This is a genomic window from Agrobacterium tumefaciens, assembly GCF_005221325.1.
Classification (GTDB): Bacteria; Pseudomonadota; Alphaproteobacteria; order Rhizobiales; family Rhizobiaceae; genus Agrobacterium.
In genome coordinates, this window is record NZ_CP039889.1 from 2,286,499 (window position 1) to 2,301,325 (window position 14,827).

Here is a 14,827-nt window from a genome sequence, read left to right on the forward strand (position 1 = left end):
GTCACTTGGGCGCAGATCCCTCCGGCAGGGGCGTCGGTTTTGCTTGCAACGAGGGTGCAACTCGTAAGTGCGCCCTTATTGAATTCAGTCTAGCGGGACGGGGGCGGATGGCTATCTGCAGAACTGCACCAGCATGTGCTGCTAATTGATCCTCGCTACCCTGCCTCAAAGGCAAGAGAACGTTGGAGATCGTGATGCATGCGAGCCGGTTTGGAAGGGTGAAGGCAAGAGCGGGAGCCAGGCCGGGGCGCACAAACTCCGTCAGCATGAGGGTCGGTACAGGCAGAGGCTGGCGGTGCTGATCGACGGTGACAGTCTGTCGTCAAAAATCATGGAGGGGCTGTTCGGCGTGACCGCGATGCATGGTGATGCGACTATCCGGCACATCCATCACGACTGGACACAGGCAAACATGAGGGGCTGGAAAAAGCCGGCTTGCTGCGGCGTCAGCTGCCGCAAATGATGCTGCGCAAGACCGATTGTCCACTGCTCAAGAAACCGCTCAACGCGGGTTAGAACGGTTTAGCTTTTGCTGGCTATCGGCCAAGCTGGCGCTCGATTGCGGCCTTGTCGATGACCGACCAGACGTTTCGGATTCTGTTGCGTTCGAATTCGTAAAAAACATGCTCGCAGAATTTTACGCGCCGGCCATTGACGGGGAGGTCCATGAAGGTGGCTTTGGGCATGCAATCGAACAAAAGCCGGGCGCCAATCCGGGTCGCGTTGCTTATAAGGATCTGTGCCTCAAACCTGAGGTCGGGAATGTCGGCAAAGTCTTTCACCAGCATGTCGCGATAGCCTGACAACCCGAACGGCCGGCCATTGTGCTCGACAGTGTCGTCGACGAAGGTGCCGAGTTCATCGAAGGCCTGACGGTTGAGGCAGTCGAGATAGGCGAGATAGATGTCATCGAGTGTCGGCATGTGTTTCTCCGTGGTCGAACGAACGTCAGTCCTGTTCTGGCGTCAGTGTCGAGGCAAGGTTTCGGGGGTGGCCCGCGAGTGTGTTTCGCCGACGGATAACGACCGGGAGACTGGACAGTTGTGGTTATGACTGGTCAGTTGGCGATGAGATCGCAACTGTCTTCTGAAACCGACAGAACCCGTCCTGGGGAACGGGAGGTTCGAGCATCTGCACCCAGGTTAGCCCTCATCTTTTTCCCAGATCAGCGGCGGAAACGCCGAGCGCGACTGCCAGGGGTGATCTGGCTTTATCCGGCATCATGGCAAGGCCTAAAGTGATCGCTTCCTGCCATGCGGGACCACGCTCCCACGCCTCGTTCCAGGCGTCGGCCAGCAAATATCCTTGCCGTGTTTCCACCAGGGCCTCTGACAGCAGCGATGCCTGTTGAATATCCTTGTCACGCTTTGCCCTGCCCAGGGCATCGTTGCGCCTCCGGGACGCAACAATCAACTTGTGAATGGCATAGCGCTCGGGAGCGGGGATATTGACGCTCACGCCTTCTCTGTACAGCAGCACTGTTCTCGCGGGTTCGTAGATCAGGTAGTCCAGGAAGCGAAGGTTTTCTGCCGACGCGCCGCCGAGAGCAGGCATGGGTGACGGCTTGCCCGTATGGTCGTCCGAGCCGCGGTTCCCCGTCAGGAACTCTACGCGATAGTTGCCCGAGTTCACGAAGGCGGCCACACGCGCCTTGTCCGCCTGATGCGGCACTGCCCTGAAGGACGGATCGACGGTATGCAGGACGTCCAGGATCGGTGGCAGGGTGTCCCCGACTTCCGCGCTGATTGCGAAATCCTGGGCGTAGTCGGCGTCGCCCGTCTGGAGCGAGGCGTTTGGAAGACGAACCCCTAGCAGCCCCGAATAGCAGCTGAACGCAACCGAGCCTATGATGAGGGCTCGAAGGCGAAACAATCCGGCGTCAGCGAGAGCTTTGGTTACTTCGCCCGCAAAACGTTCAGGCGACGCCATGCCGCCCGTTCGTGTCAGTGCGTTGACGAGCCGACGCCGCTCCCTGAGGTCGTCTTTGACTTCCCTGTGGGCGTGTACTCTCGCGGTTATTTCCTCATCTGCTTCCGGCCCTACATAGCGCCGCTTGTCGCCATCAGGCGTCGGATACTCGAAGTACCAGTATCCCTTGCCTTTCACGGGGACGTTCACGAACCGTCCATTATGAGGGAAGTCGGTGGAGAACTGTGCGTCGAACGATCGCTGCGCCAATTCCGCGAACATTGTCCGGTATGCGAGGTCAATTTGTTTCATGGCAAGCGATCCTTGCGGCGGACTTATGTTGTTATAAGGTTCCAATCTTTCCCTTATAACCGGGATCGCGACAGCATAGCCGGGATCGCGACAGCTGGCGCAGTCGTTATAAGGAAACATCAAATTCCTTATAACTGTTTCTGTTTGGCATGGCAACCGGCCGCTGGGACGCGTCCCCCGTTGCCCCTGAAACCGCCAAGGCAGTTCCAGGCCGTTTCGCCGTGACGGAAGAGATCAACGGTCGGTACAGACACGCGTGCTTCACATGGGTGTTTGTTATCGATTGCCATCGCTCGTGGCATCAATACGGAAACGTGCCGATTGCAGCGCATTGATGACCGATTGCAGAACTGCCTGTTCGTCCTTGCCTGACACAGAGAGGGCGTGGTGCTCATAGGCGCCGAGATCGGCAAACTGGGAGTGAAGATCGGCCACGACAAGCGGGTCGCTGAGGCTGTCGCCGCCGCGCGCCTGACAGCGTTCGATCGCCTCCATCACTGTCGTTCGCAGTACGATGTAATGCAGCGTGCGAGCAAGCGCCGTGAAGGCCGGCAGCCAGTCCGGTCGCACGACGCCATCGAGGATGACGAAATAACCTGCCTCGGCGTAGCGCCCTGCAACGTCGGCGGCGATCTGCATGATCATGCGGTTCTGCTGACGGGATTGCGGGAGCCAGGGATCGATACGGCCGTGCTTGATGTAACCCCACAGATCATCGCTGTGGAAATGAACTTTTGGCACGCCCGGCAAGTGGGCCAGCGCTTCGGCTATGGTGGACTTGCCGGAACCGGGATGGCCGGAGAGAAGAAGAACTTGGCCGGAAACATCATCACTAATGGTCATGCCTCAATCCTTGATGCTGCCAGATCAATCGTCAACCGGTTGGTGTCGATACGGATTCGCCTGACGGGCGTCGTGGCACTCGTGGCGGAACACGGGACGTCATCGCTGTTCCGGCGATCGGGCTTGAAGCTTTAGTACTTGACGCTCTCTTGCAAAGCCCCATAGCCGTTTCGTCATTTTTTTGACGGTCGATCGACAACTGACGCGCCACATCTGACGCCGATTGCTTTTGCTAACTGGCGGCGTCTAAGCCAATTGTCTTTTATTGCCGCGTAGGAGAGCGGTCACTTGTCTTCGTTAGATCTGTCCGATTTTGACTTAACCTTTTCTCGACGATCCAACTCGTGTTCGATTGCTTCTCGGATGAAAGCGGAGATTCTGTAGTTGCCAACCAACGCCTGTATCCTCGCTCTCATCTCTGATGAGATACGAATTTTTGTCTCTTGAAATTTAAGTGGCGGACGTCCCATTCGGTTGTAGCACTAGCCCCCATTTATTACGCGAAAGCAAAACCATCGACATAAACATCCCCGTTTATTGACAGAATAAATGGGTACGTTTATTGTGTAGCCTGAAATGCAGCTGGAGAACGTGTTTGCCCACGCCCTCCAGCCTGACCACAATCTAGCTAGCTGGAGCTTGGATCATGGCTGATTCTGAGAATAGCAGAACTTTACCTAAAATTTCGTGCGCAAATGCATTCCCCAACGAGACGTTTGTCGACAACCTGCCAAGCGTGATCAACCGGCGCAATCTTTTGCCGCTCGCTGCACGGATCCTGCCGATGCTGCTCAACGATCTTCCGAAGCGCACCATTGCCGGACCGGTGCATGCCAGGGAGCTGTGGCCGGACTGGTACGACATGTACCAGCAGCGCCTTGCTGCCGAGCGCGAATGCCGGGAACTTGAAGCGCGACTGCTCGAGGAGACGGGCGGCCGTCCTTCCGTGGTGATTGCCGTCGACGATGGTGGTGCAACGCCCGGGACTGTGTCCTCCTTCGAGGAGATCAGGGAACTGGCGCCGCGGATTGGCGCTGAAGCGGCAGAGAGCGCGCGTCTGGAATTGCTGAGACTGAGGCGGGTATGGAATGCGGCCGACCGTCGCATCGGCTACAGCACAAGCCTTGCCAAGACGCAGGACCTTGCCCGGTTCGAGGGCATTGCCGGGCGTGTGCTGATTTCGCTGCAGCCCTATTACATCCACGACATTGCCGCCAAGCTGCATTGCATGCTGGTGATGTACGATCCGGAGCTTCGCAACGAGGAGACCCCTTGGCCGGAACTGCGCCGGATGCTGCGTGAACTGATACAGCCCTACTGGTCTGTGATTGAGCCGCAGTCGCGTATCCGCCTGCTGAGGCCAAAGACGCGCGAGAGGCGGCCGCAGGAGGAAACGGACAGGATTGCCGTGTGAGCGACGCTGGAGCTGGCTCAAAGAGCCCGGCAGCGGTCCTTGGTGGAAAGCGCCGTTGCCCTGCCTCTGGAACGCTGCGACGCCCGTTATCGAGACACAACCTGCCTATCCGGCAAAGCTCGTCACAAGATAGGCGGACGCCAGAAGCAGGCTGACGACGGTGAAGAATATGAGAGCTGCCGCCAGTTCATCAAATCTGCTGTCGCGTTCATTGCGGTTCCAGTCGTAAGCCATAGCCAACCTCCATCGTTGCTGTGCAAGGAGGGTGGCTCCGTATGGTTAATGAAACCCTAATCTTTGCAGGCTGAATATAGCCAGTGTGATTTGGCGCGTTGCCCGACACACCGGTTTCGTGGCGCTGGCAAGTTGAAGCCAGGGAAAGGCCGGAGGATCCGCTGTGCCTGGGTTGGAGGTCTATAGAATGACAATGACGGTCGCCGCAAAAGTTCAGGCGACCGTTCCGGCAGCCGTACGAGAGCTTTGCAGGATTGTGTCAGGACGGTTGGCCGGTTTTGTCCCCGGACCGGACGGGCGGTTCATGCTGGTCAGAGCTGACAACAAACAACCACCAACACGTTTTGGCAGACTGCGCGGCCATGCTGGTGAAGGCCTTGATACCGATACTGTCATGGTGATGAGCCGCGGCGAAAACGAACAATAGTCGATACGCAGGTCTTGTATGATCTGGCGACGGTTTCGGCATGGACATCGCCGGGTCAATTGACAGCCAGTTCCGGGTGTTCCAGGGTTCAGGCGCAACCGTCTGGCGTGACGAGGCAGAAGGCACCTGGCGGCCGTGGCGAGACAGTCCGGAGATGAGGTCTCCGCTGCCCGCGATTTCGGGATGGTTGCCAGTGCTGTCTGGCAGCCATCCCTTTGTTCTTCTCCCCGTCCGGGTTGTTGAGCGATACGCCCTTGCGGAAAGAGGATCGGATCAAGCGATCATTCCGGTATGAGTCCATTGGCGCGGAACCACGCCACCTCGTCGCGCAGGGTTTCTGCGACCGGCCGGAAAAGCAGACCGAGTTCGCGTTCGCTCTTGGCCGGGTCGTAGCGCGACCGCTCGTTTTCGTCGGCAACAGTGCGCACCATGGCCCAGCTCAACAGCACCGGGCGTCGCGTTAGTCGGGCGTAGACCTCGTAACCGGCGGCGAGCAGGTGCATCGCCCAAAGCGGGATGCGGCGACCTGGTGCCGGTACACCGGCCAGCTGCGCGATCTGGGGCAGGAGACTGGCCATCGTCATGTGACGTCCGGCCGCGAGATAGCGTTCGCCGCGCCGCCCCCGGTCGCTGGCAAGGATCATCGCCTGCGCAACATCGCGGGCATCGACGACCGAGAATGAGCCGGGCGGTATTCCGGGCAGCCGCTGCAGCGCGACATCGATGACGGTCTGTCCCGCCGAGGTTGGTCCGATGTCGCCCGGCCCATGCATCCAGCCGGGCAGCACCATCGCCGCCCAAAAGTCCGGATGGGCATTGAGAAAACCGAGTACGACGCGCTCGGACAGGATCTTGCTGCGATAATAATCGTCGGCGTCGCGTGGGTCGCGCAGCATGGTCTCATCAATAGTTTCGCCGCGGGTGCCATGGAGCACGGCGATCGAACTGGTGTGGACGAAACGCCGCACGCCCATTTGATAAGCCTGCTCAAGCAAATGGCGCGTACCTTCGACATTGGCCGCGTAGAGTGCGTCCCAGTGTCGACCGCCCTTGTAGGAATCGCGGAAATAAGCGGCTGTATGGTAGATGGTATCGACACCCGCGAGCGCCGGCGCGTAACCCGGCGCGTCGAGTATGTCGCCAGACACGATCTCCAGGTCGAGGTCGGCGAATTGCTGACGTGCCTTGTCCGGGGACCGCACCAGTGCGCGTACGCGCCAGCCCGCAGCGATGAGTGCCCGCACCAGATTGTTGCCGAGAAGTCCCGTCGCCCCTGTCACAAAAGCGAGGGGTGCGCCTTTCGGCGTGGTTTGATCGTCTGTCATCATTTAACTCCACAATTGAGGGAGTCTGCTCTATAAGATTGGACCATGGTCCATGGTCAAGTGGTGTCAACAATGTTGATTGGAGAATTTGCTGCCCGGGCCGGTCTCAGCCAGGACACTGTGCGCTTTTATGTCCGCAAGGGCCTGTTGGCGCCAAAATCAGGCGCAAAGGGTGGTCGCAACCCCTACCAGATTTTCAGCGAGCGGGATGTCTCCACTGCGCTGATGATCCGCTTTGCACAGTCACTGGGCATGCCGCTCAAGGAGATCGCCGCGATCGCCAGCGAACTTCTCAGCGACGGCCTGTCCGCTGAGCGGGAGATCGCGATCATCGATACGCAGGTCGCAAGACTGGAACAGAAGGCCGCAGAGCTTGCGAGGCTGCTTGATTATCTGCACGCCAAGCGCAACTGGATGGCGCGCGGCAAGCCCGGCGACGAACCCCGGTTCTCCGGAGAAGACCTTTGCCTGACGGAGATCGCGACGCCAGCGGTCAGCCGTGCGACCGTTGCAGCGACCGAGGAGATCAAGCTGCCTGAGGCATTTCGCAGCTGGTGATCATCCTTCCGGATATTGTTTCATTCCCGGTGACGTTTTCCGTATATTTGGCGAGACGAGGGCGCTATCAACCGGTGGGTTTGGCGAAGTTGATTTCGGTTCTGCTGTCGAGCACTATATGCAAATCCCGGATCATGGCTGCTGCCTGCAGCAGAGCGCTTCGCACCTCTTCATCGCTGCGCCATCCCCGTTCGATTGACAGGGCAACGGTTTGGATGTCGATGAGACTGTCGCGGCCGGGACCGGAGGGAATACCGATTGTTTCGCGCATGTCGCGGATTGTGGTAACAGCTCGTTCGAGCATGCGGCGTTTCTGATAGCCATCAAGGTGATCGAGCCTGTTGGCGTCACGGACAAGTTCGGCAATGAAGCTGTTCGTCAGGGTCATGCCGGGAGGTTGCCGGGTTGGCTGGCTGGCGTCAACGGAAGACCTTCGAAGTGAGCTTCAGGCCCCGAAGTCGACGCCAGGCTGTGACGCCGATGCATCACGGTGTGTTGGAGACTGGGGCGAGCTGTTTCACAGAGTATCATCTTCATTATTCGTATTTTTATCATGCTATTGGAAAAAGTTTTGAGAGTAAAACATGAGGCACGCATCTTACTCAATTGAGTTGAGTCTTCTGATTGGAATCCAGTCCGGTATACGAGTCACCGGGCCATACACGATACCGGATTTCAAAGGATGCTTCCTCGGACGCGAGATTTCCCGATCAGGATGATTTAATACGATAAAACGATAATCTTACCGATCGGGAAGCATTGTATTGATCTCTCCACAATCTTCCTGTACGGTAAGTAATCCGATGGAGGTAAACGATGTTCCGGTCAGCGCGCGATTTCGGCACTGCTATCAGGGAAAGACGCAAAGCTCTGGGCTGGACGCAAACCCAGCTTGCTGCCCGTTCTGGAACGGGTGAACGCTTCATCGTCGAGCTTGAGGCTGGCAAGCCGAGCTGTCAGCTCGAAAAGACGTTGATCGTCGCGCGTACGGTCGGAATGGAGATTGGCGATCTCAAGAGGGTTCAGACTGTGTCCTCTACACCGGACGATGACCTCAACTTCCTGCCGACGTTCGGTGCTGATCGATGACAACCGTCTTCTACGAGACTTTGCCTGTCGCCCGTCTGACTTTTGAAGGCGAATGGAGACTGGACTACGATGCGGGCTGGGAAGCACGCCGCTCTGCCTTTCCTGTGTCGCTCACCATGCCGCTGCGTTCCGGCCCCGTGGGTGCTGCGAAGCTGCTGCCCTGGCTTGCCAATCTGCTTCCCGAAACACATCTTGCCGAGATCGGCCAGCGGCTCAAGGTTTCTCCGCAAGACATAGTCGGTCTGCTTGGTCATATCGGACGTGACACGGCGGGGGCACTGTCGATCGGGGCGCCGCGCAAAGCGGGCATCAACCTGGAGCCGGTTCCGGATGAGCAGACGCTGGAGCGTATTCTCAATGAACTTCCCGCCAAACCCTTTCTGGTCGGGGAACGCGGCGTTTCCATGTCGCTTGCGGGCGTCCAGGAGAAACTGCCGGTTTTTGTAGACGGGGATGGCCGTATTTCAGTTCCGCTCGATGGGACGCCATCCACGCATATCCTGAAGCCGGATACGAAACGCCTTGCAGGGAACTGGACGATGTGCTTCCCCATGAGTTGAAATCTGGGTTCAGTTTGGAGGGCCTCTATCCAGATTTTGTCATGCGCAGCCGAGAAAACAGAGATCGGTTTACAGGAAGGGTACCCGGTCCTGAAACATACAGAGATCTGATCACTGCTATTGTATGGCGTATATGCTCTACCAGACCCGGCAGTTTTAAGGCTGAGCGACAATGGAAAGTGAAACAAGAAATATATCGTGGAACGCGATTTTTCGACGTCGGTGATTTGGACAAACTGGACGTGAATTACGTGGATATCGTTGAACCGGCAGGGCTTACGCTTCTGGGTCCAGCCAATTACACGATCACCGGCACCAACGTGGTTCCCATCTCAGTCGTCGAAACCTCGATCTGGCAGAGCTCCTTTCGCCAACGAAATAACTGGCTGACATGAATGCCGGCTGCGCGGGCAATCTCGGAGATCACCGCATCACGCTCAAGGCAGGCGGCAACTATCCGCTCTTTCTCTTCGCGAGACCAGCGACGGCGCCGCTCCACAGACGTGATGACTTCAATCGAATGCTTAGTCATAGGACTATCCCTAGTGTTACCACTAGGACTTCCGATGTTCAGCGCCATCTCACAAGGCGGCCTTCACCGTGGGCTTACTGTGAATGGGCAGGCTTGCGATGATCAAACACTCGCTGGCTTCGCCTTTACCTTCCAGTCTTAGCTCGACCGCGATCGCATCTTCACCCTGGCGCAGCTCGGCTTTGTCGATCGACACGAGGCCGTACATTTCCTCGGCGCTCCTGGGACAGGAAAGAGTCATCTTGCCACGGCGCTGGGCGTCGAAGCCGTCAAAGCCGGAAAGAGCGTCTACTTCACGAACCTTGCCGACCTCATCGGTTCGCTGGCCCGTTCCCAACGGGAGGGCCAGCTCCAGGAGCGGATGGCTTTTTTCAAAAGTAAGACATGAGGTCGATAAGGATTGCAAGGGCGGTTTATCGCACTTGCCGGGTTATGCACGGACAGGCTTTGAGCCAAAGTTGTTGAGGGATCCGGTTCATGCCCGGGGCACGAAGCCGACGCTAAATCCAAACAGCCGCCCGACTTTTTCGAGCGTGTCAAGTGTCGGATTTGCTGCGCCAGTTTCGATCTCGGCGACTTGGCGCCTAGTCAGTGACAACATCGTCGCAAACTCCTCCTGCGTCAGCCCGAGGCCCTTGCGGATTTCCGCCACTGCGGCAGGCAGACGTAATTCGCCAAGACGTACCCGCTCGGCAAGGTCGCGACGGTTTTGGAGTATTTCTTCTTTGGTCGGCTTCTTCCACCGTGGCATGGTATGGCCCTTGCTCAGTTTTGTGACAGGGAAGTCTGAACGCTCTGCGCGATTTCTGTGCATCGGCTCATGGCACGTTCCACAATTTCGGGCGGCGCTCCCATGCCCTGCGCGACACGGGGTACTTGTTGGAGACGTTCCGCGAATTCGCAAAGCTCACTGAAAACTAGTTGCCGGTCATTCGTATCCGGAAAAAGACGGATGCAGATTTCTTTCCAGTCTGGCAGATGATCCCGGCCAGAATCCCGCATCATTGCCCAACGTGTAGAGCGGACAATTCCTTCTCTGGCCAGTCTCATGGGCGCGAAGTCAAAAAGAGGAGATAACCGGACAGTGCCGTCTTCATGTTTGCTAAGGGCGGAATTTCGGCCGTGGTTATCGGGGTTGCCAAGCGCCAGATTGGCTATGTCGCGCTTCAGGTACTCAACTGTATCTGCAACAGGATCGGCAGAATATTTGCGCAGGCTGTTAATGTAGGCCTCATGCGTACCGATATAACCGAATTCCGCTACGCCGATCGTTGCCACCAAGCTTTCCTGACCCAGTCTCACGATTTTACCGGTTTTGCTCCGCTTCCTGTCAAAGCGGGGGATAATCAGTACTCCCTCGGCGTATACCGATGGTTCGGCGACATTCAGCCCGATCTCTTGGGCGATCCGCGCATAAAGGGCCTCGCCTTCAAGAATCATCCGGTCGGCAGGATCGTTGCTGCGCACGAGCTTGACGATAATGTGGCGCGCGGCTTCCTCGTCGGTCACGAAGCTGTCGGGATAATAGAGACCGTCGGCCGCCTGGGTCATGGAGACTTTTGGCCATTCGCCCTGCAATCCGCTTGAGCCCGAGGCGAGCATCGCGAAGCGGTCGGCAACTTCCATGAATCGGTCCGACCGTTCAAGTATTTCAGCTTCCGTGACGCCCTGGCGCTGCACTCCTTTTAGCCGCGCCACCTCCGCGTCAGCGGCTTCCTGAAGCCGGATATTGCCGATGCCGCCCGTGGCTGATCGCAGGAGCAGTGGGAGGTCCGAGCCGCGAGCGCCTTCGTTCAGGCCGAGATGTTCGGTCAGTTTCCTGCGTGCATGCCCTTGCGGCATCAGATCAAGAAGGAATGGTGGCCAAGTCGTGCTGTACCTGTTTTCGAGATCGACCGGATAGTGCACAGAAAGGGCGCGATAATCGCGGACCGCGTTTCCAGCTGCGTAGTCCGTTGATGCGTGTGTTATAAAGTAGTCGAGATCGTAGTCGACGATCGACGCGCCCTGATAACCGGCGGTGTCGTCCCGTAGTTCCAGTGTGGCGGCATGATGCCACACGTCGTCAAAATGGGTTTGAATAGTGAAACGCATTTATTGATCCCTTCAATGGGACAATAAATCCAATAATTGTCTTAATCAACCCATTTTAGTGGGTCTATTATTCTGACGCCTGTCATAGTCATCGAATGTTTTAGAGCGCTTCACCGGAAAGCGTGCCGCAACCTGTTTGATGATTATTGCCTAAGAGTGACCTTGCTTCTATCGGCTGTGGATACCTGTACGCTGCGGATATTATCTCAGTATTTGCAGGATATATTGTGCGTGTCGTGCTTTGATTTTTGGGGGATCGAATTGAATGAAGACAGCTTTACTTCTATGTGCCGCCGCGATGACACTGGCTGGCTGCCAGACTCCGGCACCACAATCTGTTTTGGATTCGCAGCGCCCTCCGTCCAAATCGATTAAACGCGAATATGTGGACGCCTTGCGCGGAGCCATCAAACCCGAGGATTTCACGAAAGCCGAGATTTCGAGCGTAGTGCTGCTCGATCCTAAAAAGCGGATTTACGCTTTTTGCACGCGGACGGCGGAACGTGCCAACCCAGATTGGTCCTATATCGGTGTGGCCTTAAAACAGAACGTGAGCGTGGACGCCTCAAAGAATGACTACCGCTGCCGGGACAAGCGGCTGCGGTACTACGATTTTCCTGAGTTGATAAAGATGAAGTCCTAATAGAACCGGGCAGGCGGCGCTAAGCTCGTTTCCGCGCCGCCATCTTCGCTCTTTCCATCGAATACAGTGGCAAGCCGGGTCTGGTGTTCGCCGTCTCGCAGCGCGGGCGGCAATTCCCATATATTGACCCATTATAGTGGGGCAGTATCGATGGTTTCCCAGTTAATTGACCCATTATAGTGGGCACATACTTCAGCGAGTGAGTGCTTCCTGTGGTGGAGACGTGAAAATTATGCGGCTTCCAGTTCTTTGATGTTGGCAAGGTCGGCCTCCAGTACGGCTACGGCGCTTTTGATGTCGAAGGCGTTTTGCAAATTCAGCCAGTATTCAGGGGTGGTCTTAAACAATTTTGCCAGTCGCAGCGCAGTGTCAGCGGTAATGCCGAGCTTTTCCGTTACAATCCGCTCTATGCGTGTTCTGGGAATGTTGAGGTGCTTTGCGAGGGCATATGGCGACATATCCAGTGGTTCAAGATAGAGTTGCCGCAGGATTTCGCCCGGATGGATCGCGGGGGATTTGCTGATTGTCATGATCTCCAGCCCTCCTTGGCTGAACTGTCGTGATTGTCTATGAGGTTATCGCTTAGTGGTATTCGGTAATTTCAACGCTCTCGGCACCGGCTTCGTAGCTGCTTTCCAGGTGGAGAGCACAGCGCAGCAATAGCCGGGGAAGGCAGAAATCCCGGTATGTCTCACCTTCTGGCAGTCTCCAGAGGAGCCTCGATTTCAGATCAGGATGCCCAGGAAGTTATAGAACAGGTTAGAGCGGCCGTAGACCGGTGGTCTCAGTTTGCTGAGGAAGTTCAGTTATCCAAATCCCGGACCGCTGAACTCGACAAGTTCCTGAATGGTAATCTGCTGGCTTAAAGAATCATGTTCCGATGGATCGGATCTCCGCAGCCGGATTGGCTGATCGTTTTTTGAATGGCCGGCAATTCGCTGAGTTACTGGGCGGCAGTGTAAGCGTCCGGTGAGGCAGGTTCGCGCTGACGGCTCGTCTTTACTTTACCGAAACGGCTCGTGCGATAACTTGTCGTTTGATCGCGTCAAAGCAGCCAATATGAGCGAATGCCCAGAACAACGAAACGGCTACTAGATAAACTCCGAGAGGTCGAAGCGCTCCGAGATGAGGGTCGCTCACCACCTCGGGGGATGCTGTCAAGATTCGGAAGGGGTATGGTGGCCTTTCTGCGGGACTATGTCCGTATTCTTGCGTTTCTTCTCTCCGTGGGGCCGTTTCCCCGCCTCAGTAAAATCATTGCTGCAATCGGTCTAGCGGTGTCTGGTCCCGGAGTCCTCTACAAGGTTATCGAGGCGATCATTGCCGGCGAAGTCCGCAATCGCGGGGCGGTCATTGCAACCGCGAAAGAAGAACCTTTCGAATTCTACACCATGACGCTCATTGTTGGCTTAGGGGCTGCCTTCATTACCGCCTTGGGTGTTGCCGCCTTCCTGGTCCTGATATTGAAGGGCCGCCCGTCGCGCAGCGAGTGATCTTTTGCCGGCGCGACAGATACTATCGATCTTGATGCCGCATGCTCCACGGGAGCAGTTCTTCGATCCTGTTGATCGGATGGTCGGCGATGCAAACGGTATCAAATGGCAGCAGGCATGATTACCTGAATAGTAAGCGTCCGGTTAACTGATTTTCCAGACATGGGATGGCATTTTCTGAGTCTGCGATGCTAGAGTAACAACTTCGGCGTGAAGGGGTTGGGCTTTTGATGCGTGCAATTGTTTTGCTTCTGGTCGGGGCTATTGCAACGCCGAGCTACGGTCAAAGTTCAGCGGAACTTGGACCCAATTCAGACGAGCATCCTTTCCAGTGTGGAGCGGCCTTTGCGATCATGGCAAAGGTTTATCAGGAAGTTGGCGACGCCAAGAAATCCGCAGGCTACCAAACAAAATTCGACAAGCTAGGTGCTCAGGCGGAAGGCATTTTCGAGCAATCTCAGCGATCTAAAAGCGATGCAGAAGCCTACATGCAAAAGCATGTAGATTCCTTGGCCGCTATTGCTGAGAAAGATGCCGCGCTTGTGATTAATTTTGCCCGACGTTGCGACCAGCGATTTCCTGGCTAGGTGGGTTGGCTGCAATGTTCCACGGCAATAGCTTGCCGATTTCATTGATCCGATGATCGGCAATTCGGGTAAGGACGTACCGTAGGTAAGCCTCCGGATCGAGACCGTTAAGCTTTGCAGTTTCGATCAACGACAGAATGGTAGCGGCCCGTTCACCCCCCTTGTTCGATCCGGCGAACAGCCAATTCTTGCGTCCGAGCGCAATGGGCCGGATCGCTCGTTCAGCAGCATTATTGTCGATCTCGATACTACCGTCACCAAGGAAACGGCAGCGCGATGTCCATCGCCAACGGAGCGTTGGGATTTGATTGTCAGCGCGCTTCAGGATGTGTGTTTTTGGAATTTTTTGCTAATTTTAATTCAATTAATACATATATTATTATATTTATACTTTAAGCATGGAATTAATTACTAGTTGTAGACTGAAGTAAATGATCGAGTGGTGTGGCGCGATTGAGTTATGGTGGGGGAGGATTGGTGATGAGCATATCATTTTCTTGGGATTTAGCAAAAAATATAAATTATTGTAAGTGCACCATTATTGAGGGAAAGGTAAGGAACTTGATTGGCGGAGTTTGCTTGATTAACAGGCGGGCAATTTTGGCTATTATAAACAGGCAATTTTATATATGTTTTTTATAAGGCGAGCGAGTTATTTATAGGTGAAACTGAGAGGAATCTGATTGGAAGGTGGTTGAAAAGGCGATGGAAATTGATGGCGATCAATCGTAATAACAATATCATGATATTGTTATTACGATTGATCGCCATCAATTTCCATCGCCTTTTCAACCACCTTCCAATCAGA

19 protein-coding genes and 2 pseudogenes are annotated in these 14,827 nt (G+C 55.8%); 10 read left to right on the forward strand and 11 right to left on the reverse strand.

The genetic code is table 11. The annotated features are described in order from the left end of the window. Nucleotides 1–295: 295 nt before the first annotated feature. Nucleotides 296–463 (forward strand): NYN domain-containing protein, encoded by a 168-nt coding sequence (locus tag CFBP5499_RS25370; protein ID WP_137066471.1) that lies wholly within the window; start codon nt 296–298, stop codon nt 461–463. Nucleotides 464–536: 73 nt separating this feature from the next. Here the strand turns inward: CFBP5499_RS25370 and CFBP5499_RS25375 are convergent, their stop codons facing one another. From CFBP5499_RS25375 to CFBP5499_RS25390, 3 genes are all read right to left on the reverse strand, one after another. Beyond that, on the reverse strand, nt 537–923 hold the full coding sequence (locus tag CFBP5499_RS25375; protein WP_080827585.1) for an ester cyclase: 387 nt from the start codon (nt 921–923) through the stop codon (nt 537–539). Between the two features lie 226 nt (nt 924–1,149). Then, nucleotides 1,150–2,220, reverse strand: a complete 1,071-nt coding sequence (locus CFBP5499_RS25380; RefSeq protein ID WP_080827584.1) for a nucleotidyltransferase family protein — start codon at nt 2,218–2,220, stop codon at nt 1,150–1,152. Between the two features lie 276 nt (nt 2,221–2,496). Next, nucleotides 2,497–3,063, reverse strand: coding sequence for an AAA family ATPase (locus CFBP5499_RS25390; RefSeq protein WP_080827583.1), 567 nt, complete (start codon nt 3,061–3,063; stop codon nt 2,497–2,499). Nucleotides 3,064–3,709: 646 nt separating this feature from the next. On the opposite strand from CFBP5499_RS25390, the gene CFBP5499_RS25400 reads away from it, so the two are divergent. Further along, complete coding sequence (locus tag CFBP5499_RS25400) at nt 3,710–4,477, forward strand: hypothetical protein (RefSeq protein WP_137066473.1); 768 nt, start codon at nt 3,710–3,712, stop codon at nt 4,475–4,477. Between the two features lie 105 nt (nt 4,478–4,582). Here CFBP5499_RS25400 and CFBP5499_RS30810 read toward each other — a convergent pair whose 3' ends face one another. Continuing rightward, nucleotides 4,583–4,711, reverse strand: a complete 129-nt coding sequence (locus CFBP5499_RS30810; RefSeq protein WP_256387189.1) for a hypothetical protein — start codon at nt 4,709–4,711, stop codon at nt 4,583–4,585. 187 nt (nt 4,712–4,898) lie between these two features. On the opposite strand from CFBP5499_RS30810, the gene CFBP5499_RS25405 reads away from it, so the two are divergent. After that, nucleotides 4,899–5,138 carry an AbrB/MazE/SpoVT family DNA-binding domain-containing protein gene (locus CFBP5499_RS25405; RefSeq protein WP_080830068.1) on the forward strand — a complete coding sequence of 80 codons (240 nt, stop codon included), beginning with the start codon at nt 4,899–4,901 and terminating at the stop codon, nt 5,136–5,138. Between the two features lie 281 nt (nt 5,139–5,419). Here the strand turns inward: CFBP5499_RS25405 and CFBP5499_RS25410 are convergent, their stop codons facing one another. Continuing rightward, complete coding sequence (locus CFBP5499_RS25410; RefSeq protein ID WP_137066329.1) at nt 5,420–6,463, reverse strand: SDR family oxidoreductase; 1,044 nt, start codon at nt 6,461–6,463, stop codon at nt 5,420–5,422. A gap of 72 nt (nt 6,464–6,535) precedes the next feature. Here CFBP5499_RS25410 and CFBP5499_RS25415 point away from each other — a divergent pair, with 72 nt between their 5' ends. Further along, entirely contained in the window at nt 6,536–7,021 is a 486-nt protein-coding gene (locus CFBP5499_RS25415) for a MerR family transcriptional regulator (protein ID WP_080830076.1), read from the forward strand. A 67-nt stretch (nt 7,022–7,088) separates the two neighbouring features. Here the strand turns inward: CFBP5499_RS25415 and CFBP5499_RS25420 are convergent, their stop codons facing one another. Further along, nucleotides 7,089–7,409: a hypothetical protein gene (locus tag CFBP5499_RS25420; RefSeq protein WP_080830075.1), complete on the reverse strand. Its 321-nt coding sequence runs from the start codon at nt 7,407–7,409 to the stop codon at nt 7,089–7,091. Between the two features lie 428 nt (nt 7,410–7,837). On the opposite strand from CFBP5499_RS25420, the gene CFBP5499_RS25425 reads away from it, so the two are divergent. Then, nucleotides 7,838–8,110, forward strand: coding sequence for a helix-turn-helix transcriptional regulator (locus tag CFBP5499_RS25425; protein WP_080830074.1), 273 nt, complete (start codon nt 7,838–7,840; stop codon nt 8,108–8,110). Beyond that, on the forward strand, nt 8,107–8,670 hold the full coding sequence (locus CFBP5499_RS25430) for a HipA N-terminal domain-containing protein (RefSeq protein ID WP_233284246.1): 564 nt from the start codon (nt 8,107–8,109) through the stop codon (nt 8,668–8,670). Before CFBP5499_RS25425 ends, CFBP5499_RS25430 begins: the two co-directional genes overlap by 4 nt. Nucleotides 8,671–8,968: 298 nt before the next feature. On the opposite strand, the gene CFBP5499_RS25435 is transcribed toward CFBP5499_RS25430, so the two are convergent. Then, nucleotides 8,969–9,202 (reverse strand): transposase, encoded by a 234-nt coding sequence (locus CFBP5499_RS25435; protein WP_158523300.1) that lies wholly within the window; start codon nt 9,200–9,202, stop codon nt 8,969–8,971. An 83-nt stretch (nt 9,203–9,285) separates the two neighbouring features. Here CFBP5499_RS25435 and CFBP5499_RS25440 point away from each other — a divergent pair. Further along, a pseudogene (locus CFBP5499_RS25440) lies at nt 9,286–9,575 on the forward strand (ATP-binding protein); the annotation flags it as partial. 102 nt (nt 9,576–9,677) lie between these two features. Here the strand turns inward: CFBP5499_RS25440 and CFBP5499_RS25445 are convergent. Then, the gene (locus CFBP5499_RS25445) at nt 9,678–9,953 is read right to left on the reverse strand and encodes a helix-turn-helix transcriptional regulator (protein WP_080830069.1); all 276 of its coding nucleotides are present in this window, start codon (nt 9,951–9,953) and stop codon (nt 9,678–9,680) included. Between the two features lie 14 nt (nt 9,954–9,967). Then, nucleotides 9,968–11,296, reverse strand: a complete 1,329-nt coding sequence (locus tag CFBP5499_RS25450) for a type II toxin-antitoxin system HipA family toxin (protein WP_080830070.1) — start codon at nt 11,294–11,296, stop codon at nt 9,968–9,970. A gap of 265 nt (nt 11,297–11,561) precedes the next feature. On the opposite strand from CFBP5499_RS25450, the gene CFBP5499_RS25455 reads away from it, so the two are divergent. Then, nucleotides 11,562–11,939, forward strand: coding sequence for a hypothetical protein (locus CFBP5499_RS25455; RefSeq protein WP_080830071.1), 378 nt, complete (start codon nt 11,562–11,564; stop codon nt 11,937–11,939). A 230-nt stretch (nt 11,940–12,169) separates the two neighbouring features. Here CFBP5499_RS25455 and CFBP5499_RS25460 read toward each other — a convergent pair whose 3' ends face one another. Further along, nucleotides 12,170–12,469 carry a HigA family addiction module antitoxin gene (locus CFBP5499_RS25460; protein ID WP_080830072.1) on the reverse strand — a complete coding sequence of 100 codons (300 nt, stop codon included), beginning with the start codon at nt 12,467–12,469 and terminating at the stop codon, nt 12,170–12,172. 645 nt (nt 12,470–13,114) lie between these two features. On the opposite strand from CFBP5499_RS25460, the gene CFBP5499_RS25470 reads away from it, so the two are divergent. Both CFBP5499_RS25470 and CFBP5499_RS25475 read left to right on the forward strand, forming a co-directional pair. After that, on the forward strand, nt 13,115–13,432 hold the full coding sequence (locus tag CFBP5499_RS25470) for a hypothetical protein (RefSeq protein WP_233284247.1): 318 nt from the start codon (nt 13,115–13,117) through the stop codon (nt 13,430–13,432). Between the two features lie 230 nt (nt 13,433–13,662). Beyond that, nucleotides 13,663–14,019: a hypothetical protein gene (locus tag CFBP5499_RS25475; protein WP_130932573.1), complete on the forward strand. Its 357-nt coding sequence runs from the start codon at nt 13,663–13,665 to the stop codon at nt 14,017–14,019. Here CFBP5499_RS25475 and CFBP5499_RS25480 read toward each other — a convergent pair. Continuing rightward, nucleotides 13,979–14,344 (reverse strand): annotated as a pseudogene (locus tag CFBP5499_RS25480) (transposase domain-containing protein); the annotation flags it as partial. The gene CFBP5499_RS25475 and the pseudogene CFBP5499_RS25480 sit on opposite strands and share 41 nt — an antisense overlap. Between the last annotated feature and the right edge of the window lie 483 nt (nt 14,345–14,827).

Bases quoted from the DNA above. Each gene is read 5' to 3' on its own strand.
- CFBP5499_RS25425 (WP_080830074.1), top strand. From the start codon at position 7,838: ATGTTCCGGTCAGCGCGCGATTTCGGCACTGCTATCAGGGAAAGACGC.
- CFBP5499_RS25475 (WP_130932573.1), top strand. From the start codon at position 13,663: ATGCGTGCAATTGTTTTGCTTCTGGTCGGGGCTATTGCAACGCCGAGC.
- CFBP5499_RS25375 (WP_080827585.1), bottom strand. From the start codon at position 923: ATGCCGACACTCGATGACATCTATCTCGCCTATCTCGACTGCCTCAAC.
- CFBP5499_RS25400 (WP_137066473.1), top strand. From the start codon at position 3,710: ATGGCTGATTCTGAGAATAGCAGAACTTTACCTAAAATTTCGTGCGCA.
- CFBP5499_RS25415 (WP_080830076.1), top strand. From the start codon at position 6,536: ATGTTGATTGGAGAATTTGCTGCCCGGGCCGGTCTCAGCCAGGACACT.
- CFBP5499_RS25430 (WP_233284246.1), top strand. From the start codon at position 8,107: ATGACAACCGTCTTCTACGAGACTTTGCCTGTCGCCCGTCTGACTTTT.
- CFBP5499_RS25420 (WP_080830075.1), bottom strand. From the start codon at position 7,409: ATGACCCTGACGAACAGCTTCATTGCCGAACTTGTCCGTGACGCCAAC.
- CFBP5499_RS25450 (WP_080830070.1), bottom strand. From the start codon at position 11,296: ATGCGTTTCACTATTCAAACCCATTTTGACGACGTGTGGCATCATGCC.
- CFBP5499_RS25435 (WP_158523300.1), bottom strand. From the start codon at position 9,202: ATGACTAAGCATTCGATTGAAGTCATCACGTCTGTGGAGCGGCGCCGT.
- CFBP5499_RS25390 (WP_080827583.1), bottom strand. From the start codon at position 3,063: ATGACCATTAGTGATGATGTTTCCGGCCAAGTTCTTCTTCTCTCCGGC.
- CFBP5499_RS25405 (WP_080830068.1), top strand. From the start codon at position 4,899: ATGACAATGACGGTCGCCGCAAAAGTTCAGGCGACCGTTCCGGCAGCC.
- CFBP5499_RS25470 (WP_233284247.1), top strand. From the start codon at position 13,115: ATGGTGGCCTTTCTGCGGGACTATGTCCGTATTCTTGCGTTTCTTCTC.
- CFBP5499_RS25460 (WP_080830072.1), bottom strand. From the start codon at position 12,469: ATGACAATCAGCAAATCCCCCGCGATCCATCCGGGCGAAATCCTGCGG.
- CFBP5499_RS25445 (WP_080830069.1), bottom strand. From the start codon at position 9,953: ATGCCACGGTGGAAGAAGCCGACCAAAGAAGAAATACTCCAAAACCGT.
- CFBP5499_RS25380 (WP_080827584.1), bottom strand. From the start codon at position 2,220: ATGAAACAAATTGACCTCGCATACCGGACAATGTTCGCGGAATTGGCG.
- CFBP5499_RS25455 (WP_080830071.1), top strand. From the start codon at position 11,562: ATGAAGACAGCTTTACTTCTATGTGCCGCCGCGATGACACTGGCTGGC.
- CFBP5499_RS25410 (WP_137066329.1), bottom strand. From the start codon at position 6,463: ATGACAGACGATCAAACCACGCCGAAAGGCGCACCCCTCGCTTTTGTG.
- CFBP5499_RS30810 (WP_256387189.1), bottom strand. From the start codon at position 4,711: ATGGCTTACGACTGGAACCGCAATGAACGCGACAGCAGATTTGATGAA.